Source organism: Bradyrhizobium sp. 63_E2_N1_3, from assembly GCF_052076005.1.
GTDB classification, from domain to species: domain Bacteria; phylum Pseudomonadota; class Alphaproteobacteria; order Rhizobiales; family Xanthobacteraceae; genus Bradyrhizobium; species Bradyrhizobium barranii.
In genome coordinates this window covers 4,896,594-4,918,542 of the sequence record NZ_CP197235.1, presented here as the reverse complement: position 1 = coordinate 4,918,542, position 21,949 = coordinate 4,896,594, and the positions used below count along the sequence as shown (strand labels likewise).

General features: G+C 61.6%; 29 protein-coding genes and 1 tRNA gene. 24 read left to right on the top strand and 6 right to left on the bottom strand.

Annotated elements, in window-relative coordinates; genetic code table 11:
* Position 1: 1 nt before the first annotated feature.
* The 16 genes from AB7531_RS23480 to AB7531_RS23405 all read left to right on the top strand — a co-directional run bounded on the left by AB7531_RS23480 (position 2) and on the right by AB7531_RS23405 (position 12,074).
* Entirely contained in the window at positions 2-400 is a 399-nt protein-coding gene (locus AB7531_RS23480; RefSeq protein WP_441280091.1) for a hypothetical protein, read from the top strand.
* A complete protein-coding gene (locus tag AB7531_RS23475; protein WP_441280090.1) occupies positions 397-1,311 on the top strand; it encodes a hypothetical protein in 915 nt (304 codons plus the stop codon). The genes AB7531_RS23480 and AB7531_RS23475 overlap by 4 nt, the downstream gene beginning before the upstream one ends.
* Positions 1,260-1,916 carry a methyltransferase domain-containing protein gene (locus AB7531_RS23470; RefSeq protein WP_441280089.1) on the top strand — a complete coding sequence of 219 codons (657 nt, stop codon included), beginning with the start codon at positions 1,260-1,262 and terminating at the stop codon, positions 1,914-1,916. Before AB7531_RS23475 ends, AB7531_RS23470 begins: the two co-directional genes overlap by 52 nt.
* Positions 1,913-2,269: a head-tail adaptor protein gene (locus tag AB7531_RS23465; RefSeq protein ID WP_441280088.1), complete on the top strand. Its 357-nt coding sequence runs from the start codon at positions 1,913-1,915 to the stop codon at positions 2,267-2,269. The genes AB7531_RS23470 and AB7531_RS23465 overlap by 4 nt, the downstream gene beginning before the upstream one ends.
* A 141-nt stretch (positions 2,270-2,410) precedes the next feature.
* Entirely contained in the window at positions 2,411-2,818 is a 408-nt protein-coding gene (locus AB7531_RS23460; RefSeq protein ID WP_441280087.1) for an HK97-gp10 family putative phage morphogenesis protein, read from the top strand.
* A complete protein-coding gene (locus AB7531_RS23455; RefSeq protein WP_441280086.1) occupies positions 2,815-3,222 on the top strand; it encodes a DUF3168 domain-containing protein in 408 nt (135 codons plus the stop codon). Before AB7531_RS23460 ends, AB7531_RS23455 begins: the two co-directional genes overlap by 4 nt.
* A gap of 12 nt (positions 3,223-3,234) precedes the next feature.
* Positions 3,235-3,672, top strand: coding sequence for a phage tail tube protein (locus AB7531_RS23450; RefSeq protein ID WP_441280085.1), 438 nt, complete (start codon positions 3,235-3,237; stop codon positions 3,670-3,672).
* A complete protein-coding gene (locus AB7531_RS23445; RefSeq protein ID WP_441280084.1) occupies positions 3,669-4,061 on the top strand; it encodes a gene transfer agent family protein in 393 nt (130 codons plus the stop codon). Before AB7531_RS23450 ends, AB7531_RS23445 begins: the two co-directional genes overlap by 4 nt.
* Positions 4,061-4,219 carry a hypothetical protein gene (locus AB7531_RS23440; RefSeq protein WP_441280083.1) on the top strand — a complete coding sequence of 53 codons (159 nt, stop codon included), beginning with the start codon at positions 4,061-4,063 and terminating at the stop codon, positions 4,217-4,219. The genes AB7531_RS23445 and AB7531_RS23440 overlap by 1 nt, the downstream gene beginning before the upstream one ends.
* 3 nt (positions 4,220-4,222) lie before the next feature.
* A complete protein-coding gene (locus AB7531_RS23435) occupies positions 4,223-6,064 on the top strand; it encodes a hypothetical protein (RefSeq protein WP_441280082.1) in 1,842 nt (613 codons plus the stop codon).
* A gap of 89 nt (positions 6,065-6,153) precedes the next feature.
* Complete coding sequence (locus AB7531_RS23430; RefSeq protein WP_441280081.1) at positions 6,154-6,786, top strand: hypothetical protein; 633 nt, start codon at positions 6,154-6,156, stop codon at positions 6,784-6,786.
* Positions 6,787-6,793: 7 nt separating this feature from the next.
* Positions 6,794-7,402, top strand: coding sequence for a hypothetical protein (locus AB7531_RS23425; RefSeq protein WP_441280080.1), 609 nt, complete (start codon positions 6,794-6,796; stop codon positions 7,400-7,402).
* Positions 7,399-7,827 (top strand): DUF6950 family protein, encoded by a 429-nt coding sequence (locus AB7531_RS23420; RefSeq protein ID WP_441280079.1) that lies wholly within the window; start codon positions 7,399-7,401, stop codon positions 7,825-7,827. Before AB7531_RS23425 ends, AB7531_RS23420 begins: the two co-directional genes overlap by 4 nt.
* Positions 7,828-7,840: 13 nt before the next feature.
* Positions 7,841-9,361, top strand: a complete 1,521-nt coding sequence (locus tag AB7531_RS23415) for a hypothetical protein (protein WP_441280078.1) — start codon at positions 7,841-7,843, stop codon at positions 9,359-9,361.
* Between the two features lie 217 nt (positions 9,362-9,578).
* Positions 9,579-10,349, top strand: a complete 771-nt coding sequence (locus AB7531_RS23410; protein ID WP_441280077.1) for a hypothetical protein — start codon at positions 9,579-9,581, stop codon at positions 10,347-10,349.
* Positions 10,350-10,361: 12 nt separating this feature from the next.
* Entirely contained in the window at positions 10,362-12,074 is a 1,713-nt protein-coding gene (locus tag AB7531_RS23405; protein ID WP_441280076.1) for a hypothetical protein, read from the top strand.
* Between the two features lie 135 nt (positions 12,075-12,209).
* Here AB7531_RS23405 and AB7531_RS23400 read toward each other — a convergent pair whose 3' ends face one another.
* The 3 genes from AB7531_RS23400 to AB7531_RS23390 form a co-directional block, all read right to left on the bottom strand.
* A complete protein-coding gene (locus AB7531_RS23400; RefSeq protein ID WP_441280075.1) occupies positions 12,210-13,706 on the bottom strand; it encodes an O-antigen ligase family protein in 1,497 nt (498 codons plus the stop codon).
* 9 nt (positions 13,707-13,715) lie between these two features.
* A complete protein-coding gene (locus AB7531_RS23395; RefSeq protein WP_441280074.1) occupies positions 13,716-14,540 on the bottom strand; it encodes a class I SAM-dependent methyltransferase in 825 nt (274 codons plus the stop codon).
* Positions 14,541-15,201: 661 nt separating this feature from the next.
* Positions 15,202-16,458 (bottom strand): hypothetical protein, encoded by a 1,257-nt coding sequence (locus tag AB7531_RS23390; protein ID WP_441280073.1) that lies wholly within the window; start codon positions 16,456-16,458, stop codon positions 15,202-15,204.
* Positions 16,459-16,632: 174 nt separating this feature from the next.
* Between AB7531_RS23390 and AB7531_RS23385 the strand changes: the two genes are divergently transcribed.
* The 8 genes from AB7531_RS23385 (at position 16,633) to AB7531_RS23350 (ending at position 20,862) form a co-directional block, all read left to right on the top strand.
* Positions 16,633-17,790, top strand: coding sequence for a M15 family metallopeptidase (locus AB7531_RS23385; protein WP_441280072.1), 1,158 nt, complete (start codon positions 16,633-16,635; stop codon positions 17,788-17,790).
* Positions 17,787-18,050 carry a hypothetical protein gene (locus AB7531_RS23380; RefSeq protein WP_441280071.1) on the top strand — a complete coding sequence of 88 codons (264 nt, stop codon included), beginning with the start codon at positions 17,787-17,789 and terminating at the stop codon, positions 18,048-18,050. The genes AB7531_RS23385 and AB7531_RS23380 overlap by 4 nt, the downstream gene beginning before the upstream one ends.
* Complete coding sequence (locus AB7531_RS23375; protein ID WP_441280070.1) at positions 18,047-18,484, top strand: hypothetical protein; 438 nt, start codon at positions 18,047-18,049, stop codon at positions 18,482-18,484. Before AB7531_RS23380 ends, AB7531_RS23375 begins: the two co-directional genes overlap by 4 nt.
* A gap of 115 nt (positions 18,485-18,599) precedes the next feature.
* Complete coding sequence (locus tag AB7531_RS23370; protein ID WP_436854747.1) at positions 18,600-18,851, top strand: hypothetical protein; 252 nt, start codon at positions 18,600-18,602, stop codon at positions 18,849-18,851.
* A complete protein-coding gene (locus tag AB7531_RS23365) occupies positions 18,848-19,024 on the top strand; it encodes a hypothetical protein (protein WP_155257946.1) in 177 nt (58 codons plus the stop codon). Before AB7531_RS23370 ends, AB7531_RS23365 begins: the two co-directional genes overlap by 4 nt.
* 26 nt (positions 19,025-19,050) lie before the next feature.
* Positions 19,051-19,398, top strand: coding sequence for a septal ring lytic transglycosylase RlpA family protein (locus AB7531_RS23360; protein ID WP_441280069.1), 348 nt, complete (start codon positions 19,051-19,053; stop codon positions 19,396-19,398).
* The gene (locus AB7531_RS23355; protein ID WP_441280068.1) at positions 19,395-19,859 is read left to right on the top strand and encodes a hypothetical protein; all 465 of its coding nucleotides are present in this window, start codon (positions 19,395-19,397) and stop codon (positions 19,857-19,859) included. The genes AB7531_RS23360 and AB7531_RS23355 overlap by 4 nt, the downstream gene beginning before the upstream one ends.
* Positions 19,860-20,535: 676 nt before the next feature.
* The gene (locus AB7531_RS23350; RefSeq protein WP_441280067.1) at positions 20,536-20,862 is read left to right on the top strand and encodes a nuclear transport factor 2 family protein; all 327 of its coding nucleotides are present in this window, start codon (positions 20,536-20,538) and stop codon (positions 20,860-20,862) included.
* A gap of 112 nt (positions 20,863-20,974) precedes the next feature.
* On the opposite strand, the gene AB7531_RS23345 is transcribed toward AB7531_RS23350, so the two are convergent.
* From AB7531_RS23345 to AB7531_RS23335, 3 genes are all read right to left on the bottom strand, one after another.
* Positions 20,975-21,196 (bottom strand): hypothetical protein, encoded by a 222-nt coding sequence (locus tag AB7531_RS23345; protein WP_441280066.1) that lies wholly within the window; start codon positions 21,194-21,196, stop codon positions 20,975-20,977.
* 97 nt (positions 21,197-21,293) lie between these two features.
* Positions 21,294-21,509, bottom strand: a complete 216-nt coding sequence (locus AB7531_RS23340) for a hypothetical protein (protein WP_038937365.1) — start codon at positions 21,507-21,509, stop codon at positions 21,294-21,296.
* Positions 21,510-21,794: 285 nt separating this feature from the next.
* Positions 21,795-21,871 (bottom strand) — tRNA-Arg (locus tag AB7531_RS23335).
* Between the last annotated feature and the right edge of the window lie 78 nt (positions 21,872-21,949).

The window sequence follows — 21,949 nt, the reverse complement described above, 5'->3', positions numbered from 1 at the left end:
AATGGATCGCCTCGAGGCACTGGTCGCGATCGCGCACCTGCGCCTGCGCCTGGTGATGATCGAGCGCAGGCCGCAGCTATTGGAGGGTGTCGACATGCAGATCAAACGACCGATCGAGCTCGCCGGGTTGAAAGGCCGCCTTGTGCGCGCCAGGCAGACCGAGGCGGCGATCGCCGTGACCGGCGAGCGCTACGACGCGGCGCTCGACGCGATCGACGAGGCGCATGGGGCGGCCAAGGCGCATGTCGGCGAGCTCGAGCACTACGGCGCCGAGCTGCGCAAGACGGTCGAGAGCATGACCGGGGGCACGAATGGCGGCCCAAACGATGGCGCGAGCTCCTCGATCGCGTCCGGCGATGGCGGGCAGGTGATCACCTCCGAGCCTGAGACCGGCGCGTGAAGCCGTCTCTGCTGATCCGCGGTCAGTGGGGCCTCGGCGATAATATTTTTGCGCGGCCGATCATCCGCGCCTGTGTCGCGAAATACGACGTCTGGCTCGAGACGCCTTGGCCGGAGCTGTTCGAGGATCTGCCGATCAGGTTTGTTGCCGCGATGCGGGATCTCCGCACGCAAATGCGCAATGTGGCGCGGCAGTCGCCGGCGCGCTGGTCGACGCCGCCGAACGGGATCCGCGAGATCCGGCTCGGTTACGGTCATGCCGAGCTGGCGCGCGGGTCGATCGTCGCGGCGCTCGAGCGCCAGGTCGCCGCGATCGGCGTGCCGCTGTCGGCGCCGTCCTGGGATCTGCCGGACATGGGAGCGCCGCTGGTCCTGGCCGATCGTCCGATCGCGCTGGTGCGGCCTGTGACGGTCCGCAGCGAATGGCGCAACGAAGCGCGCAACCCGAGGCCGGAATATGTGGCGGCGATCGCGCGCGAATTGACCGCGACGCATCACGTCGTCGTCGTCGCGGATCTGCAGGACGGTCGCGAATGGCTCGAGGGCGTTCTGCCGCCGCATCATCAGGCCTTTCTCAGGGGCGAGCTCGCGGTGCGCGAGCTGCTTGCCCTGGTTGGCGCGGCCGATGTCGTCGTCGGCGGCGTCGGCTGGATCGTTCCGGCCGCGATCGCGCTCGGCCGCCGCGCCTTTGTCATCCAGGGCGGCCACGGCGGCCACAACGCGCGCCAGATCATTACGGATCCGCGGATGAACCTGTCGCGGATCGGCTTCGCAACCCCTCGGGAGCTCTGCAAATGCACGGACAAGCTGCATCAATGCGACAAATCGATTCCGGATCTGGCCGCGCAATGGACGGCGTTTTGCAGCCAGGTCGGCCTCAATTCTTTGACGCCTGCGCCGAGCGCCGCCTAACCTGGTGGCCTGAGCTCGGCGTCGGCTTCTATCCGGTCGAGACCGGCGTCGAGCCGTATGACGCCGACTATTTCGAGCGCTACCAGCGCCAAGCCGACACAGCGATCGGCCGCGCGCTGATGCAGGCGCGGGTCGATTTCGTTAACCGGCATTTCGCCGGCGCGGTCCTCGACGTCGGCATCGGCTCGGGCGCTTTCATCGATCGGCGCAATGCCGCGAGCGGCGACCGGCGGACGACTTTCGGATTCGACGTCAATCCGATCGCCGCGGCCTGGCTCAAGTCGCGGGCGCTGTGGCTCGATCCCTATCAAGGCCAGGTGCCGGCCGTGACGCTGTGGGACGTGCTCGAGCACATTCCCGATTTCGGCGCGCTGCTCGATCGGGTCAGCGCCTGGGCGTTTGTGTCGATCCCGATTTTTACCAGCGCGCAGCACGTGCTGCGTTCCAAGCATTTCCGCCGGGATGAGCACGTCTGGTATTTCACCAGCGAGGGATTGATCCGCACGTTTGACGGCTGCGGTTTCGACCTGGCGGCGATGAATACGATCGAGACCGATCTCGGGCGCGAAGACATCGGCTCATTCGTCTTTAGGCGCCGCGCATGACCAGCGCGGGAGATCTGCGGCATCGCGTCGGGTTTTTCCAGCGCGCGGTGGTCAGCGACGGCAACGGCAACAATGAGGCCGGCTTTCCGGCGGATCCGGTCTTTGAATGCGCGGCCGATGTTGCCGTCAAGTTTGGCGGCGAGGCCGTGCTCGCCGATCGCCTGCGCGGCACCAAGACCGCGACGATCACGGTCCGTCGTTCGGCTGCAACGCTCGCGGTGACCGAGGCCTGGCGGGTCCAGGACATGCGCGACGGCACGGTTTGGAATATCCGCTCGGGGCCGGTCGATCCGGATGACGGCCGCGCCTGTCTCGAGTTTCTCTGTCAGGCCGGCAGCGGGGTCGGGTCTTGAAAACCATGCTGATGCTGCGGGCGTTTTCCTATCATCCGTTCCGCAATGTCACGATCCAATACCAGGCCGGAAAGATCTACGGCCGCGTGCCGGAAGCGGCGGTGCGGGAGATCCTTAAGGCAAGCGCGGGGCGGATTATCGATGGCGAGACGACCAAATCAGAGTCTCGAGCGGTTCAAGCGGTTGACCGAGCAACTTCGCAAGGAAGTGCACGACGAAGCGGTCGCCGAGCTCAACGCGCAGGGGGATGATCTGGTGCGCCTGATGATCCTGGCGGCGCCGCACGATGAGGGCAACCTCGAGCATTCCGTGCGCAAGATCCCCGGCAAAAATGACACGCAGATCCGCATCGTCGCCGGAGGGAGCCTGACGATCCGCAAATCGGTCTCGAGCAAGCCGTTTGACTATGCGCGCGCCGACGAATTCGGGACGGTCAACATGCAGGCGCGGCCGTTCTTCTTTCCGACCTATCGGCTGCGCCGCAAGAAAATGCGCGCCGCGATGAAGCGAAAACTTACAGCCTCGATCAAGAAGCGGTCCGCAGAATGAGTGATCCCTCGGAAAAGCTGCAGGCGGCAATCGTCGCGAGGCTCAAGGCCGATGCGGCGCTGATCACCTCGATCGACAAGCGTGTTTATGACGAGGTGCCGACGTCATCTCGATTTCCGTATCTGTCCACCAGTGGCGGCCAGGTGCTCGGCGATGACGATGATTGCATCGATGCGTCCGAGGTGACCTATCAGGTGCACGTCTGGACGCAGCCGCCGTTCGCCGGCGTCACCATGAAGCGCATTGCCGGCCAGGTGCGCGCGGCGATGCGCGCACCGCTGGCGCTCGCCGGCTTTGATGTGCTGGTGCAAGAATTCGTCCAATCGCAATGGTTGGACGATCCCGACGGCCAGACGCGGCATGCGGTGGTCGAGTTTCGTTTCGTCATCGTTCACACCAGCTAGGAGGGCCGGCCAATGGCGGCAATTCAGAAGATCCGCGGCACGCAATTGTTTATCAAGGTCGGCGATGGTGCCTCGCCGGAAGTGTTCGCGCATCCGTGCCTGATCAATACCAAACGCGGGATCCAGTTTCAGTCGTCGACCAATAAGATCATCACGCCGGACTGCGATAATCCGGATGATCCGGCCTGGACCGAGGCGATCAAGGATTCGCTGGGCGCGACGATCAACGGCGCCGGTACGCTCGACGTTGCCTCGGTCTCGTCCTATGACGCCTGGTTTCGCAGTCCCGACTCCAAGAGTGTGCAGGTGTGGCTCGCCGCGCTCGGTCATTGGGGCGGCTTCTATCACCTGACCAATTTTGAGATCACGGGCGATCGCGGCGCGCTCGCCGAGGCGTCGATCACGCTCGAATCCGACGGCATCATTCCGGCGTTTATTCCTGCGCCATGAGTCGCGATGGTCTGACCGAGCTGACCTGGGCCGGCGATGAGCGCCGGTTTAGGCTCGGCATCGATGAGCTGCTGGCGCTGCAGGACAAGCTCGACGCAGGCCCGGCGGAAATCGCCGGACGGCTGCGCGCCGGCACCTGGCGCGTGCAGGATCTGCAAGAGACGTTCCGGATCAGCCTGATCGGCGGCGGCCTTGAGCCGAAGAAAGCAAAGGCGCTGGTCGACACGCATATCGTGCCGGGCAAGCTCGCATCGCATGTGCTGATGGCGTGGGCGATCGTCGCGAACGCGATCCACGGCGACGAGGATGATCCGGTGGGAAAACCGGAGGCGGGGACCGAGGCAGCGCCGATCGGATCTCCGCCGCAGGCATCTACGGAAGCGCCGTAGTGATGGGGTTCACGCCGCAGCAGGTCGGCGCAATGTCGCTCTATCAATGGGCGGCGTGCGTCGACGGCTGGAATAGGGCGCAAAATCCCGAAGGCGCAATAACTGCGCCGTCGGCGCAGGAATTCGAGGCCGTCAAGCGGCTGCATGGTGACGGGTAGGTCATGGCAAAAGACGATACTGCGGCGCTTGTGGTTGCGCTCTCGGCGCAGGTTTCGCAATTTGAACGCGACATGAAGCGCGCCAACGATATCGCCGACCGGACGGTCGGCCAGATCGAGGGGCGATTTTCCAATCTTCTCGGCGCCTCGACGCTCGGCAATCTGTTCGGCAACATCGCGACCAAGGGACTCGAGAAGGCGGTTTCTGTGCTCGATGATCTGCTCGATCGTTTCGTCAAGCTGACGCAGATCGCCCACCTGGTGCAGGTGCCGATTCAGGATGTGTTCGGGATCCAGGAATCGGCCAGCAAGGATGGTGCATCGGTCGACGAGGCGGCGCAAAGTATCCGCAGTCTGGCGGTGCTGCTCGATCAGATGAAGCGCGGGCAGACCAATACGCTGACCGAGCTGTTTGACGTCAATCCGGCGGCGCTGCGCGGCGTCAACGTCGAGGCGCTGACACTTCAGCAAACGTTCGGAATCATCGCCAACCTGGTGCAGAACGCCGAAACCAACATTCAAAAGCTCGACGTACTTAAGGCTGCCGGCCAGGCCGAGTCGATGGCGAAGTTTCTGCAGCGCGGCGCCGACGAGACGGCGCGGCTCGCCAAGAATGCGGCCGACGCGGCGCCGGATCTGCAGCGCATCGCCGACAGTGCAAAGCTGTTCGACGAGGCCTGGAAGACGGCGGTGCAGAACGTCAAGGCCTATCTGGCTGAAAACTTCCTTGGCGTATTCAAGCAGGATTTGCAGGATATCGTTTCGCTGCTGAGCCTGGCGACCAAGTTTCTGGCGCTGTTCAAGGGCGGGCCGCTCGGGGAGCAGACGGCAAGCCTGGCCGCTGATCTCGAGAGGATGAAAACCTCGATCGAGGATCTCAGCAATCGCGCTAAAACGGCCGGCCGGATCTCGGAGGATAAGCCGGCGGCCGCGGCGCCTGGCGGCGGCACCTCGACGCGCGATCCGTCGCGGCCGCTGACGCGCATTCCGCTCGCGGGCGACAAGGAGACGCAGGATTCGTTCGATCGGACCGAGGAACAAATCACGCGGCAGACCGCGCTGATCAATGCCGACACGATCGCGGTCGCGCAAAACAATTCAGTGCGGGCGCAGCTGCGCGCCGAATTCGCGTTGCTCAATGCGATCCGGAAGGATGAGGGCGAGGTCACGCAGGAACAGATCGATCGTTATGTCGCGCTGCGCGGGTCCATGAGTGCTGAGCTCGCGCTCGAGCAGGCCAAGATCGACCTGACGCCGGCGCACAAGGCGTCATTCATGGCGGCCGCTGAAGGTGCGGCAACAGCAACGGCGGCCTATGACCAGGCGCGCGAGGCGGTGAGCAAGCTCAACAGCGCGAGCTCGCAAGTCGGCTCGGCGCTCTCGAGCGCGTTCGCTGATGCGGTCGTCGAGGGTAAGGGCCTCGGCGACGTCTTGACCAGTCTTGCCAAGCAGCTCGAAAAAATGGCGATCAGCAGCGCATTCGGATCAATCTTCAATGCGCCGGCGTCGGGCGGGCTGTCGCCGGTCGCATCCTTCTTTCAGGCGTTGATTCCGAAATTTGCGGGCGGCACTGACTTCGCGCCAGGCGGGATGGCGCTGGTCGGCGAACGAGGGCCTGAGTTGGTCAACCTTCCGCGCGGATCGCAGGTTATCCCAAATGACGTCGCGCGGCGGGGCGGTTCGTCGGGTGCAACAATTCAGAACGTCTTTCACGTCGGTGGCGATGTCGGTCCCGGCACGATTGAGAAGCTGCAGGCGGCGGTCGTCGCCGCGCATCGCAAGGTCGACCAGGTTAATAGCGTCCTGGTCTCGACGCAGCGCATGCAGCAGACGGGGGTCGGCTGATGACGCAGATCTATTTCCCGCGCGCGCTGCTGCGAGAGAAGTCCCATAGCTGGAATCTGCTGGGCGTCGCGGCGACGCCGGGCGTCACGATGCAGTCGACCGCGACGTTTGTCCGGACCGATGGCGGCGGCTTCTGGTCCTGCGCCATGACCGATGTGAGCCTGAGCGGGCCTGGTCGAAACCTGGATCGGCCGCGCATGTCGGCGCTATTGTGGCGCGCGGTGCGGCAGGTTTGCGACGGCGGCGTCAATGCCATCGTCGTGCCTCGGAATGACGCGCTGTTCGTCCCTTACCCGCCTGGCTTTGCGCGCGTGGTGACGGTTCCGCATAGCGACCAATCCACGCTGGACGACGGGACAAGCTACTACCAGCCGGTGATCGACATCGCCTGCGATGGCGGTGCGGCCTTGCGTGCGACCAGCATGGCGATCGATATCCGGGTCGCGGCCGACCTGGTCGGCGGTGAAAGCTTTTCGGTGCGGCACGCCGCGGTCGGTTGGCGCCTCTACGAAATTGCAACGGTCGTTTATGACGACGACGCGCACGCAATGATCACGTTCAATCCGCCGCTGCGCGAGGCGGTCGGGGACGGCGAACAGCTCGAATTCGATCGGCCGTGTTGCACAATGCGGCTCGCCAAGCCGGAGTCGATGAATTTCTCAGTCCAGCCCTGGACGTTCAACTCCGCCAGTGTCGATTTTATCGAAGCGCCAGTGAGCTGATCCGCACATGCTGACCTTCAACGATAACGAGCTCGAGGCGCTCGATTCCGGCGTCTTGCGCCTCGGCGTATTCTTTCGGCTCGAGACCGATCCGGTCGTGCGTCTCTGGCTGGGATTTGGTGACATCGCGCCAGGCATCAACGCCTATGATGTGGATGGTGCGGTCTATCGAGGGCTCGGCGAGCTGCAGAACGTGCCGGCGATCAATCAGCTGATCAATGGCGCGGCCGAGCGCGTCGAATTCGTGATGTCGGGCGTCAGCGGCGAGGTGCTGCAGATATCGCAGGGCGATGACGCCGAGGCGATCCAGGGTGCACGCGCCGACGTCGGGATCGGTCTGATGGGGCAGGATTGGGGCTTGCTCGGCAGCCTGCACTGGATGGCGAGTTACGTCGCCGACATTCTCTCGGGGCAGCAGCAGCCGGCGCGGCCAGGCGATCCGATCATTCGCCTGGTTTCGCTATCGGCGGGAACGCGCTTCACGCGCCGGCGCCGGCCGAGCCTGTCTTATTTTACGGAGCAGGATCAGAAGCGGCGCTTTCCTGGCGATCGGGCCTGCGATCTCGTGACCAACTACGCGCACAACTTCAACAAAACCTGGCCTGTGTTCTCGTGATCCGTCTTTCTGACTATCTCGCGCGGGTCTCTGATCGCGCTTTCGCCTATGGCGTGCTCGATTGCTGCACCTTCATGGCTGATTGGCTGGTCGGCCGCGGGCTCGCCGATCCGATGGCCGATCGCCGCGGCTGCTATGCCAGCCGCGGCGAGTACGAGGCCCAAATGCAGGAAGAGGGCGGCATTGTCAGATCGTGCAGCCGACGCTTTCGTGCGATCGGCCTGGTGCGTCGTGTCAAGGATCCGCGCGCCGGCGACGTGTGTCTGGTCAGGGTGCCCGTGCTGACGGGCAATGGCGCGACCACCCTCGGCGCGACCGGCGCGATCTGTGTTTCAGATCGGCTCCGTGCCGTGGTCACGCCGGATGCCGGCCTGGTGCTGGCGCGGCTGCCGGTCGTTTGCGCCTGGGGGTTGCCTGATGCCTGAGACCGTTGGTCTGTTGATCCTCTCGACGATCGGCGCGACGACATCTGTGACCGGCATCGGCACGGCCGCGGTGACGCTCGAGATCGCCGGCGCGACTTTCAGTGCCGCGTCGATCGTCGGCAGCGCGGCTATCATCGGCGCGTCGATCGGTTTGCAATACGCGCTCAGCAATCCGGACGTTCCAAAGCCTGAGAACGGCGCGCAGCCGCTCAAGCAGTCCGTACCGTCGCGGCAGCGGGGATATTGGACCAACCGGCTCAGCGGATACTATCTGCTGTTTTTAGGCGCAGGTGGCGACTCGCAGGACATGCTTGCATTTCATAGCGGTCCCATTGAGTCAGTTCTGCAACTCTATCTGCAGGATCAGCCGGTCAGTACAATCCCGGCTCTTACACATGATGCGGTTTGCGTTGTGCAGTCGGTCGGCGCCGATGCGTTTCTCAATTGCATAACTGTGCAGGCCTTCTATGGATATGACACGCAGAACGTCAACGGGATTATAAACGCCTCAAACACGAGCGGCGTTTGGACGTCTGATTTTGCAGGCAAGGGAATTGCCTGCCTGGCAATGTATTGCCAGAGCCAAGTTGATCCATCCGTTTTTACCAAGCGTTATCCGCAAGGGTTGCCGCTGCCGTCGGTGCTCGCAAAATGCGCGCCGGTTTGGGATCCGCGCGATCCTGCGCAGTCGCGGGACAACCGATCGACCTGGCGCGCTTCGCCAAATCCGGTTCTGCAATTGATCGATTACCTGACCGAGCCTGACGGCGGCATGGGATTCGAGCTTGACGACATCCTGCCGCCGCCGGTGCTCGCGCAATGGATGGATGAGGCGGATCTATGCGACGGTCGATATTCGTCGGCCGGCTTCTATCGCTTCGACAACTCGCCGGAATCGGTGATCAACAAGATCCTGGCGACCTGCGACGGCTGGCTTTGCGAGGCCGGCGACGGCACGCTGTCGTTGACGGTCGGCGTCTATCGTGAGCCGACCGATGTGCCGCTGACCGCAAAGCACATTCTCGGATGGAGCATCAACCGCGGCATCGCATATGAGGAGCTGGTCAACCAGCTCGATGTTACATTCACCAACCCGGCGGCAGGCTACGTCGCCGACCAGATTGATTCGGTACGCGATGAGGACCTGATCTCGCGGATCGGCGAGGTGCGGGCCAAGCCGCTCGACCTCTCCTGGGTTCAGGATGCCTGGCAGGCCAATTTACTGGCCGAACGGGCAATGTTGCGCCTCAATGGCAGCGGCGGAACGTTCGTGACCGATCTTTACGGGCTGCGCTATCTCGGCCGGCGCTGGATCCCCGTGCAGTTTCCCGACGTCGCCGGCCTCGAGGATTGCGTTGTCGAAATCCAGGACAGGGCCAAGGTCGATCTTTTGGCCGGGCAGGTCACGTTCAATTGGAAACTGGTCGATCGGGACGCGCTGGCCGCGCTCGGGGCCGCGACGCCGGCGCTGATCCGCCAGGATGGCACATTCTACCGGCGGCACGACGACACCGTTCTCGTACGGCAAAATTAGGGGCATTTGCATGGCAGGTCACATTTGGGACGATCCTGACAAGGCCGTCGATGGAACGGAAAAAGTTGCCGCTCAGACGGCGACGGATGACTTCGGGATCCTGATCTCCTCGATCGCGAGTTATTTCGCGACGGTCGCAAAGACGCTGACCAATAAGACAATCAACGCGGCATCGAATACGATTTCGAACCTGACGACCGCGATGTTTGCGGCGAACGTGATCGATACCGACACGACCTTGGCGGCCAACAGCGACACGCGCATTGCCAGTCAGAAAGCAGTCAAAGCCTACGCCGACGCGCGGATCGCGGCGCAGGACGCCATGGTGTTCAAGGGGCCGACCGATTGCTCCGGCAATCCGAATTATCCGGCGGCCGACCGTGGGCATACCTATCGCGTGTCCGTAGCTGGAAAGATCGGCGGCGCCTCGGGCGTGGTCGTCGAGGTCGGTGACATGTTCATCTGCCTGGCCGATGGCACGGCCGCGGGCAACCAAGCGACGGTTGGCGCCAATTGGTCCGTCATCCAAACGAATATCGACGGGGCCGTGACCGGGCCGGCATCGGCGACCTCCGGAAATCTCGCTACCTACAACGGCACGAGCGGCAAGGCTTTGCAGGACAGCGGGCTCCCGGTGTCGACCTTGACAGGGGCATGGACTGTGACGACGCCGACTGTAACGGCGTCCGTTCCCGCGTTCACGACCGTCAGCTGTTCGCTTCGTTACAAGCTGATCGGCAAAACTGCGATATTTACGGCAACAATCACGATCACCAACGCCGGCACGGCCGCCGGCAATATCCTGTTCGACCTGCCGTTCACGCCGACGACGACGCATGCCGGCGGCGGCAAGGAAGTGGTCGCAATCGGCTATCAGTGCAATTGGCAGACCATCGGGTCACAGGTGGCAATCGCGAAATACGACAACACGACCATCATTGCGACGGGTCGCACCGTGGTCATCACTGGCACCATTGAAACGACCTAGTAGGGGGTGAAAATGACCGTTCTCAAAGCATCCGAAATCTGGCGCGACTACGAAACCGACGGCGTGCCGGCGAGCGGCCCTCATCAGCCCGTCAAGCGCGATGTCAGCCAATGGGGCTCGACGCTGGAGTCGATGCTCGCGCAACTCGGTCTCGGCTTTGCGACAAAGGCCGCGCTCGACGCCAGTTTGCTCTACTCTGCCAATACCCTTGCGATGGTCTATGCCGACAGCACCGCGGCCAACAACGGCATATATGTGAAGTCCGGCACCTCTGGCTCGGGCTCATGGTCTCGCATTGGCGATCTGCCAGGCACAATCGTCCCGCTGACGGTGACAGGCGGAACCGGAAACGCGATCGTCGCGACTGCGCCGGTTGACCCATTGCAGCCTGGCGCCAAACTGTATCTGATCACGCCGACGGCAAACAACACGACGGCAACCACCATCGTGGTAAACGGCGCAAGCGCTGTCAGCATCAAGAATGCGTTTGGAGCATCATTGGCGTCCGGTTCGCTGATCATGGGCAATCCCGCGATCATGATCCGAACCGCGACTGATTTTCGTCTTTTAATCGCCGCGGCGATCGACGGAAACTCCATCCTGGCAGATGCGCAGGCGGCGGCCGTATCCGCCGCATCGAGTGCAACCACTGCGACCGCAGCCGCCAATGCCACTTTGAACTTTGCCACGCGTACGGCTGCAATGGCGGCGACGATTGGCGGATCGGTGACTCACATCACCACGACCGGATATACGACCGTCGGCGACGGCGGCGGTAGTATCGCGACAGGCGCAATTTACAAGCGCGTCGGGAGCCTCCCCGGCCACTCCGGCTATATCCAGTCCGCCGACGGCGCCTATTGGGAATTGACGGGTCCGTGGGTCAGCGTCTTACAGTTCGGCGCTGTTGGTGCGGTCGCCGATCTTGACACCGATCCGGACTGCGCTGCTGCAATCAACCTCTGCATGGCCTACTGCAATTTGAAGCGGACTAACATGAAGTTTCCGAGCGGTTCGTATCCGCTGGATTCCGCCATCACCGCGCCGACTTTCATCATTCATATGGCGGGCGAGCAAGGTGGTGGACAGCCGTCCATTCTTTACAAGCGATATGTCGAGGCCGACGCCACAAGGGGTGTGATCTCGTTTGGTGCATGGGGCGCAACTATTTCTGACATTCAGATCGCGGCGAAAGCAGGTGTTTCTGGTGGATCTGGTTTCTCGGCGATTCTGCCGACTAACGCGCCGAACGTCGGCGTTCTGCGTTTGAGGAATTTCTACGTATCGTGTGGCGATGGTGTCGATCAAAGTCTCATTATCAGCGGGACCAACAACACTGGCGGCGTCGGCGGCACGGGCGGTAAAGGCTACCGCAGCATCGAGATGGAAAGTTGCCATTTCTTCGGCGCGAAGAATTACAGCGTCGTGTTGACCAGTGTGGTGAACCTGAACGCCTCGAACGTATTCTGCGACACTTCGGGCGGCTCAGTCGTAACCACCTACTCTCTGAATTGTACGGGCACCGCCAGCGCGCCCAGCAGCTTCATCAACTGGTCGGGTGCTGTGATCAATGGGTCTCTGAACTTGGACCGCGTATCGAATGCGATTTTCAACAGCATCGTTCAGGCCAACGTCGACAACACCTCGAACGTCGCTTCGACGACCGTCATGCGCGCACTCGGGACGGTCGGAACGAACTGGACCAACTCGCGCGTGATCAATTAGCGATAGAGGAGTCAAATCAAGGAAAAACGTATCCTTGCACATCGGAAAGCTGCGCAATCTGGAGGAGCAGTGCGGCAGCCATCGTAAGGCCAACGAATGCGGCTACCTTAGCGGCATGGGCGAAACGCTTCATTCTCAAGTATGCTCGCTCTTTTTCGGGGGGATGTCTGCAATTACGGTGGTGATCAGGAGTGCCGTAGCAAAACCCCAAGCAATCATCCCGCGATCTGAGAATGATCCGCCGAACACAGAAGTATAACTTGCAAAGCAAATGACGCCGATCGCTGCCGAAATCGCAAGAGGATCACGCCTGATCCTCAGGAGAGCGAGCGGGGCGACAGCGAATAGGGTGAGTAAGGAGGCAAGACCAAGGATGCCGTTCTCATCAAGTCTTAGCAGGGCCATAGAATGTGGGGCGGTGTATACAGGGTCGGCGCTGACATAATGACCGGAGCCCATGCCCAGCGGCCAATGATCGCGAGCAATGGCCAACCCCGACTTGATCGCGTTCGCGCGGTCCACGCCGGAGACGTCAATCTTACGTTTCCCCGACATCACGTCGTCAACAGTGTTAAATGTGGATCTTAACTTCTCTGTCGCTACGCCGGTCGGCGGGGAAAAGAACGCTTGAATCCCAGCTCCATAATAAGCCAGCCCGCTGGACGGAAGATGCGTTACAATGATGAGGGCTATTGCGACTGGCACCGCAATGGCCAGTCGTCCAACAAAGAGCATCAGCACAATTACTGCGGCCAGGCCAACGATTGCCACCGCTAAGCCGCTCCGCGAATAGACCAATAATCCGGCATAGAGCAGGCCGAATAGTAGGGCAGTCTTCGTGCGTCTGAAGCGTGGAACTAGAAGCGACCCAGCGATAACGGGAAGCACGGCGACCCAAAGGGATATGAAGTTCGTTGGGTTACCGTAGCCGTTGTCTCCGGCCAGGCGCATGGTCCGCAAGTTCATCTTGCCTTCTAGAAAACCTCTCGCTGTGAGAGCGCAGCAATCCTGCGCGAGAATGGCTGCGGACTGGCTGGCGGCAACGATCGCGAAGCCGAGGCAGAACAAGGCGACGGAGTGCTTCAGGAACTGACTATCGTTGGAGTGTGCTGCGTAGGCGTAGATGACGCCGAAAGGAATGATTAGCTCAAAGAACCCGGCGCCGAATGCGTGCAATTGGTCTGCCGCGGCTAGGCTGCTCGAGATCCAGCTCGCAAGTGCCAGTGCAGCGCTGACCAATAGAAGCGCTGGCAACTTTGTAGTTCTTCGAGCCAGTACCGTCCCGATCGTCGCGACGATGAGAACAACGATCACGGGTCGGAAGACCTCAAGCCCTACATAAGGATCGAACAGCGTTTTGCGGATGGCTTTCATTGCCAGAAGGTTGTCGAGCGGAGAGGCAAAGGCCACTACGAGAAGGCTTCGCTGTATCCAATCGGGGTACTTTCGCCAGAGGCCGAAAAAAGAGAAATAGGCGAATCCAACTGCGATTGCCGCCCCTTGTGCAATGTGGCTGGGGAGATAATCCGGCAGTCGGAAAAATACGATGGGCGCCGTCGCGAGGACCGCCGCAGCAGCTAGCAGAGGCCAGAGGTATTCCCGGACTTCAGCATCACTGTTCTGACGGTTCATGTCTGAGCGCTAAGAACCCGAGGGCGTCGCCGTTGCGATGATGTACCAGCCAGCAAATCGGCCAACGGCGTCGTAGACCGGCTGTGGAACAAGACGAAGTAACGGCCGCAAAATGCGTGCTCCGGGAACGTCGTCAGGGGTGCACTTGCGGACCTCGATGCGCTTGATCTTGAAACCACTGCGCTCCAATACCGCCGACAGTTCGGCTTTTGAGTAGACGTTCACGATCGGCTTGGCATTGGAGGCGGCGGTGGCCTCGATACGAGATCTGCGGTCGGAGAGCGTCTCACGGAAGATTCGTCCGCTTGCGAAGTGCGTGAGCAGGACGCCCAAGTAAAAGACCGAGTAGCGATGATACATCAGGATGGTCATTTTGCCGCCCGGTTTGAGGACGCGTCGAATTTCTTTGAGGGCGTCCGGGAGGCTTGGAATGTGGTGAAGTACGCCGTTTGAATAAACGATGTCGAAGGATGCGTCGGGGTAGGGCAGATCCTCAGCGTTACCCTGGCTCACGTCCGGTTCAAATCCGAAGAAACCCAAATGCTTCTTCGTGCGATCGACATTTTCTGGAGTGATGTCGATGCCGGAGTAATCAGCACCACTCTGCAAAAACTTAAGTGCGTCAAATCCGGGTCCAAAGCCGATTTCTAGAACGCGCCTACCCTGAGTCTCCGTAAAAGGGAAGACCTCGCCAAGCCAAGGTTGCTCAACCGAATCGCGGAAGTGACGGGCTTTTTCGAAGAAGGCGATGGTCCCTGGGAGTTCATCTTTTGCTGATGCCCAGCCGGTGGGCGAAGCACCCCAAGTCTTTTGCGCTTCAGTCAGTTCGGCCATTGAGCACGCTCCTTTATGGGGGGGCGAACGGGAACCTCAATCGGTTGAAGTGAGTGCGCCCACCAGTAGCCCTAGCAGTGGCAACGGCGACGCGCAATCGGTCGAGACGGGTCTGTGGGCGATGCAACAAGGCCTCAAAAACTCGTCAATCGCCTAGAGGAAAACCTATGACTAACTGGCCCAAAGACAACCAAGCCGCTCGGAATGCCTTCTTTGGCGACCCAGGCTAACGGCAGATTGCGCCGCAGATGGTCCCCTATCCCACCCTTTGCAATGTATTACGAGGGCAAGCGGGTGAGGGCGATCCAGTTCCACAAGAAGGCGGCGCCTGCGTTGCTCGCTGCCCTCAATGAAATCTGGGACTACTGCCAGCACGACCAAGCCAAGATCGATGCGGCTGGTCTCGAAATATGCTGGACCGAGTATCGATTCGCTAACTGGAGCAAATAGCCAAGCTGACGGCACGCACCTGTCGGACACTGGGACGACAAACGCAGCTGCGCTTGCAGAAGCTGCTTGGCACCTTAGTTTTGTCAGCGTTAATGTTTGCGCCGTTTTTCGCGGATGATGATTACAATGTTCACCACTACGGCCAATGCGATGAATGCAACCGTGAGAGGAAACGCGTAAGAGCCATCTTCGGGGAAGCTGTAGAAGCTGTTTATCGCGCCCATTGACTGGTTGCCCTGTCGAATTGCGGAACGCGCTTAACCAGTGCTTCCACCACGCCGGCCGCCGCGAGCAGGACAAAGATCCTGATGGGGAACAGGTACTGATCGTGGAAGTGGATTAGCACTGACTGCGCGAGGAAAAGCGCGATGAATACAAGAGGGATGGGCTGGCCAAGTCCGGCGAATAGCCAACCGGCCAAAATGACTGAAAGCACCTGCCAAAGCTTCGTGCTGAACCACATAGGTGCGTCCAGCGTGACGAGAAGCTTTCTGAAGTAAATGCTCACCACATCGAGCGGGTGAGCGAAGACGGTCTTGAAATATAGCCCCTTGAGTATGTCGTAAAAGCGGGGGCTGAGGTATTCGACGCTAGGATCAACGGCCTTGACGGCATCGATCGCACTGAAGTCGTTCCATTCGATGCCAAAGGGATTTTCGACGGCGCCGAGGCCCATGTACAGGTTGGCCCACGTGCCGTGACTTTCGATCTTCTCAGGCGGCGGCAGGCTATAGGCGATGTCTCGTGCTCTCAGGAGGCCATACGGGGCCGCAGATGTTGCGACGACGGCCGCGGCCAACGCCATGCCGACCATCCACCTGCGATCTCGCAGGGTAACTATCGCAACAGCGAACAGTGATGCGACGATGCCCATCATGCCGATGGCTTCGCGGAACAAGAGAGCGGCGATCAAGCCGAGAAAGCCAACCACGATCCATGCCGGGCGCCGCGCGGTCAACAAGGCGATCGGGAGAAGCGCAGCGAAGCAGGCAGCCCCTAACTGGGCCGGATGCGGTGTAAGCGCGTGAAGCTTGTTCGCGGTAAACGTGCCGGCCGTGAGCAGCGCGAAAGAACTAAGCGGCAATCCGGCCGAAAAGACCAACAAGGCCAGAATTGCCAAGCCTAAGTAGTTCACGGTGGAGTTGAGAATAGAGATGCCTGTGTCTGCGGGGACCTCTCTCATCACGATGGCTGCGAGATCCATCGAGAGAGCATGACCAAGGTCGTCACCACCAAAACCATCGGCGATCGGTAGAACCTTATCGTCTTTGCAGATCACAAGGACCTTGCCGGTTTGGAGGGCGCATTTAGCGCTTTTCATCCAGACCTTGCCCGTGGTCCACGTCAAAACCTGACCGGTAGACGCGTCATACGACCGATAGAGCTGTGGAATCGTGAAGAAAAGAAACGTGGCCGCCAGCAGGAAGGCAAAGCCATGACTGCCAACAAACTTCCTGATTGAGAACATTCCAAGTCACCCGGCCCCAGAGCGGCCTTGTACCACTACAACCCCTAGCAGAGTCAACTCGTGGTAGACCCCAACGCGGCAACTCGCGCGAACGCCATTTCATGGCCCAAAGACACGCAGGCGGCCCGGAACGCTTTCTACGGAGATCCTGGGAAGGGGCAGATCGCGCCGCAGATGGTCCCCGTCGTCCCTCCCTTTGCCATGTATTACGAAGGCAAGCGGGTCAAGGCGATCCAGTTTCATCGCAAGGCGGCGGCGGCGCTGCTCGCGGCGCTCAATGAAATTTGGGACTACTGCGAGCACGATCAGAAAAAGATCGATGCGGCCGGCGTCTCACAATACGCCGGCGCATACAATCATCGCCTTGTGCGCGGATCCTCGACGAAGTGGTCGAACCATGCCTATGCCGCGGCGATCGATCTCAACGCCGGCGAGAATGCGCTCGGCGTCAAAAAGGGGACCATGCCGCAGTTCGTCGTCGACGCCTTCTGTCGGCAAGGCGCGATGTGGGGCGGCTGGTACAATTCGCGGCCGGATTGGATGCATTTTGAATTCGTCGACAACGGCGGCCGCAAGCCGAGATCGCCGGCGCCGACGTTCGGGCGTTTGCCGCTGCTCAGCCATCCCGAAACCGGCGCGCCGGTCGACGAGCTCGAGGATCCGGCGCCGGCGATCTCGCCGCCGGCCGCGCCGCCGAACGTGCAGCCGCTCGATCCCGATGTGCGCGGCGATGCCGTGCTCTATGACGTGCAGACGCGGCTCAAGGCGCGGCGCTATTCGCCTGGCGTGCTCGACGGGCGCTGGGGCAGCGGCACCAGCGGCGCGCTGTCGGGCTTCATGAACGATCGCGGCCTGGCGCTGCCGCTGCCGTCCTCGGTCGACGAATTCCACGGCATCGCCGACCAGGTGCGCGCCGAGCTCGGCAAGGCCGAGACCGAGATCCAGCCGGACGGCAGCATTGGCTGGTTTCGTCCGGTCAGCAGCGCGCGCGCAAATGCCGATCCGCATATCCTGGCGCAGCTGGCGCCGGAGATCACGCCGGCCAGGCGCAATTTCCTGGTCGCGCTGTGGGGCTCGATCACGGCCGCCGCCGGCGCGGTTTGGGACACCGTCAGCGGCTACGTGTCCGAGGCCTGGGATTTTTTCACGGAGCATCGCGACGTCGTCGACGATCATCCGGGCCTGGTCTCGAGCCTTTGGGATCATGTCACGGCGCTGCCGTCCGGCGTCTGGCTGCTGCTCGGCGCCGGCGGCCTGGCTTTCATCGCTTACAATTCCTGGCGCGCGATCAACACGTCGACGCTCGCCGTCACAACGGGGGAAAGACAATGATCCAGGCGTTTTTGCTAGCGTGGAAAGCCGCCTCTTGGGGGGTGCGGATCGCCGCCGTCGTCGGGCCTATTGTGGTCGTCGGCGCCGCCTATGGCGTCTGGCACCATCAGGTCTATCGCGCCGGCTATGTCCGCGCGCTCGCCGACATCGCGGCCGAGGACGAGCGCGCGATCGGCAAGGCGACCGAGCTGCGCGCGACCTGGCGCGCCTGTCTCGATCGCGGCGGCCGCTGGATCCAAAGCGAGGGGAAATGCGCATGACCAGGCTTGCATCGATCGCGCTGCTCGCGCTGCTGCTCGCCGGCTGCGCCTCGCACGGGCCGGCCTCGATCGCCGGCGGCGAGTGCCGGATCTTCGAGGCGCCGCCATACGAGGTGCGCGGCCATCGCGCCTATGACCAGGACTGGATCGACAGCCAGGTCGAGGGCGGCGTCGGCGGCTGTCGTTGGAAGCGGCCGCAGCCGCGGCCGGCCGCGATCGACGCCGGGCGGCCTGCGAAAGCTGCGGCCGCGCCGGCAAAGCGCCGCGGCATCGTTGCGCGGATCCGCGATCGCGTGCTGCCGCCGAAGGTCGAACCGCCTGCAGCAGCTGCGCCGCCGCTCGAGCCGCCGCCGGCGCCTGCGGTCGTCGCGCCGGCGCCGCGGCCGCCGCGCAGTGCGATCGAGCGGCTACTCGAGCCGCGCGACGACGATTAGCGGACCGACCGGCCGCGCCAACGGCCGGCCGATCCTGACCTGCGTGAAGTGTCACCTTCATCAACAGGCTGGGAATGATCCTGGCTGAAATGCCTTAACGGCCGGGAAACGGGGAATGAGCGAGCTCGCGCAGGAAATTACAAAGCTCGGCGTCGGCAGCGTGATCTGCCTGGTGCTGCTGTGGGTGATTTACAAGTCGGAAAAACGGGAAGCGGCGAAAGATCAGCGGATCCAGATGCTCGAGAACAAGTTGACCGAGAGTTATGACGAGCGGATCGCGGCCGCCGATAGCATCGCGGAATCAAACGTCGGGCTGCGCAGTGCGCTCGACGCATTGACCGCGGAAATCAGGGCGAGGCTGAAATGAGAGCGATCCTCAACAATATTCGCCGGATCCTGTTCGACGACGGTCGCGACGATCGCGATTTTACCGAGCAGGAGCAGCGCCTGCAGGAGGTGCTCGCGCATCTGCACAGCGCGACCAACAGCGTCAAGAAAGGCGCCGAGCTGCTCGCCGACCTGATCAAGGCGCGCGGCTAGATCCATCACCAAAAGGAAAACTGAAAATGAAAACCGCTTTTGTCGCGGCGATCGCGCTCGCCTGTCTTGTCTCGAGCGCAGCCGCGGCCGAGATCTGCGAGGCCTCACAATACGGCGTCGGCGACGGCTACCACGGCCGCCGCACGGCGTCCGGCGCCAGGTTCAACACGTTCGCGCGGGATCCTTTCACGGTCGCGCACAAGACGCTGCCTTTCGGCCGAGAAGTGACGATCACCAATCTCGCCAACGGCCGCGCGATCCGGGCCGTGGTGACCGATCGCGGGCCGTTCGTCCGCGGCCGCTGCGTCGATCTCGGCCGCGCCGGCGCCGATGCGCTCGGCATGGGCGGCACGGCCAGGGTGAGTGTGCAATGAGCGCTGATCGCTGTCAGGGCGGCGTCGCCGATGCCAGTTGTTCCCTAGTCCTGGTCGGCCTCGAGCTCGCGCACCAGGCGGCGGATCCTGGCCAGCGTCAACAGCGGCAGCAGCAGCTCGACCGCGCGCGGGATCTCGAGCGGCTCGCGCCGGCGCAGCCGTTGCGCACCGTCTGCGGGGGCGTCGCAATGAAACTTTTGGTCCCGGCGGAAATTGTGCATCGGGCCAAATTTCGCTTCGGAGGATCGGTAATGGCCAATTCTGTTCGCCCGTGGACCTCAGATGACCTTGAGAAGCTCAAGGCGATGGCCGGGAATCACCGCCGCGACGAGATAGCCGCTGAATTGAACCGAGGCGTCTCGTCGGTGGCTGTCAAAGCGCATCAGCTCGGCATCTCTTTGCGATACCACGGGCTGCCAAAGCGTCGACCTGCAACAGCCCAGTCAGCGCCGGGCCATTGACTCGATTGTTTTCGCTCACCTGCGCGTCAGGCGATACCGCGCAAGGGCAGGGCCAACTGCATGTCCGTGCCGGCCGCCGCCTCGATCGCGACATCCGATCGAGGGCGAGGAACGCATACGCTGCTCCGATACAATAACGGGGGAGAGACGGCCACTATCTGGTGCTCGAAGAGGAGCGCAGAGCGCAAAAAAAGCCCCGCTTAAGCGGGGCTTTTGAAAGTAGCTGTTCCATTTCGAGCGCGTCAGGAAGCTTTGGGGAGCCCACCCGACACGATCAGGATGGTGGAGTTAGCCCGTTCCGTCAATCACCTTTGTTAATTCACCCAAGAAAAAACGGCCCGGCAAGATGCAGGGCAAAAGTGGCAATTCACAAGTGAACAGTTCATGTTGATGAACGATCAGCGCCTGCAACTTTGTCACGCGTGATCACAGCTCCATATAACGTCCGTTTCAGGTCATTAAGCGTAGCTTCATCTGCCGTGGTCCTTGGAAGGCTTGCGCCGCTAGTTGCGGTCTATGACCCACCGGCCGCGGATGCTCGAAGGCGACCCGTCGGCTTTCTTGCTCTTTGCAGAAGCATTGATCCTCGACCAAGAGGAGGTGACAATCCTGGGAACAAGTGGCAATTTCTCCCTACTCGCTGCGACGAACGAGAACACGGCAGGGAGGTAGGAATATGTCCTTTGACCCGATAGCCGCTGCCGTTGCTTGGCTTGATGCCTACCGCGCTGGAGACATTGAAACTATCTTGGCAATGTATGCCGAAGACGCGGTGGTTCACTGCAGCTGCGAAGGCATAAAAATTATCACCAGCACAGACAGCTTGCGTGCTTACTGGGATGACCGCCTTAGGAAGCGTCCCGCGTCCCATCTAGACAACCTGCAGCTATCAGAGGATGGGACAGTAATCTCGTATGTCACACGCGAGGGTGTCGTGAGCGCCTTATTAACTTTCGATGCATCCGGGCAGATCGCGTCACTTACCTGCGGTCCTTCAAACTAAAATACATATCGGACGTTGAGCCGGCGACCACTAAGGTCCGCTGCGAGTAGTCAGGGTCGCATGGCGCAGATAAGCATCGCCGGCGCCGTGTCAACGCGCCGGCGGGCCAGGCTTAAGGCGCCTCAGCGGCCTCGAGCTCGGCGACCAGCCGGCGCACTTTCGCCGGCGTCAACAGCGGCAGCAGCAGCTCGACCGCGCGCGGGATCTCGAGCGGCTCGCGCTGCCGCAGCCATTTGCGCACGGTCTGCGGGCTGACGCGGATCAGGCGCGCAAAACCCTGTTGCGAGATCTCGAGCCGCGTCAGGTGGGCGCGGCATTGGTCGGGTGTCATCACCGCGAGACCCGCCAGACGTTGCGGCCGTAGTAGGTGCCGACAATGCGCTGGCGGATCTGGTCGTCAGTTGTCATGGTCTTGAACTCCTCGGGGCGGTTCATTTTGTCACCAGTACGTAGCCTTTGGCCAAGGTCTTGAGCGAAATCTGCGTTCGGCGCGGCTTGGCCAGAACGTTCCCGAGCACGTCGGTCAGAGTTTCCACGCGCACCTTGTCGCCCGTTACTTCGATGATCCGGATTGTGCGATGCTCCTGCTCGCCGCCGTCCAAGCCGTCGAAATACGTATCCCGGTAAATCTGCCCGACCTCGACCATGTGTTTGCCCTCGGTTGGGGCCGGGGCGCCGCGCCCCGCCGTTCGCGAATGATCTAGCGCATTATGCGCTACCTGTCTACACGTCACGTGTACGAGTTGTGGGATACCAGCGCCGCGCTAGTTTCGCTGTGCGAAATCAGTTCGGGACTTAGTTCGGTAATTTGGCCCGTGTTGCGTCGACATCGGCCGACTTTGTCCGGCATCCGTTCTAGTCGATCCGTGTACTAACAATATTTCGCGGGCGGCTTAAGCCTTGGATTTGCTTGGCTTTTTGCCTTGTAAAAATGGCGATCCCAGCAGGACTCGAACCTGCAACCCGCGGAGTAGAAATCCGCTACTCTATCCAGTTGAGCTATGGGACCGTCTTGATGCCGGCCTCGGCTGCCGCCTGCCGGTCTTCTATCACGCCAAATATGAAAAATCCGCAGGTTCGCCAAGTC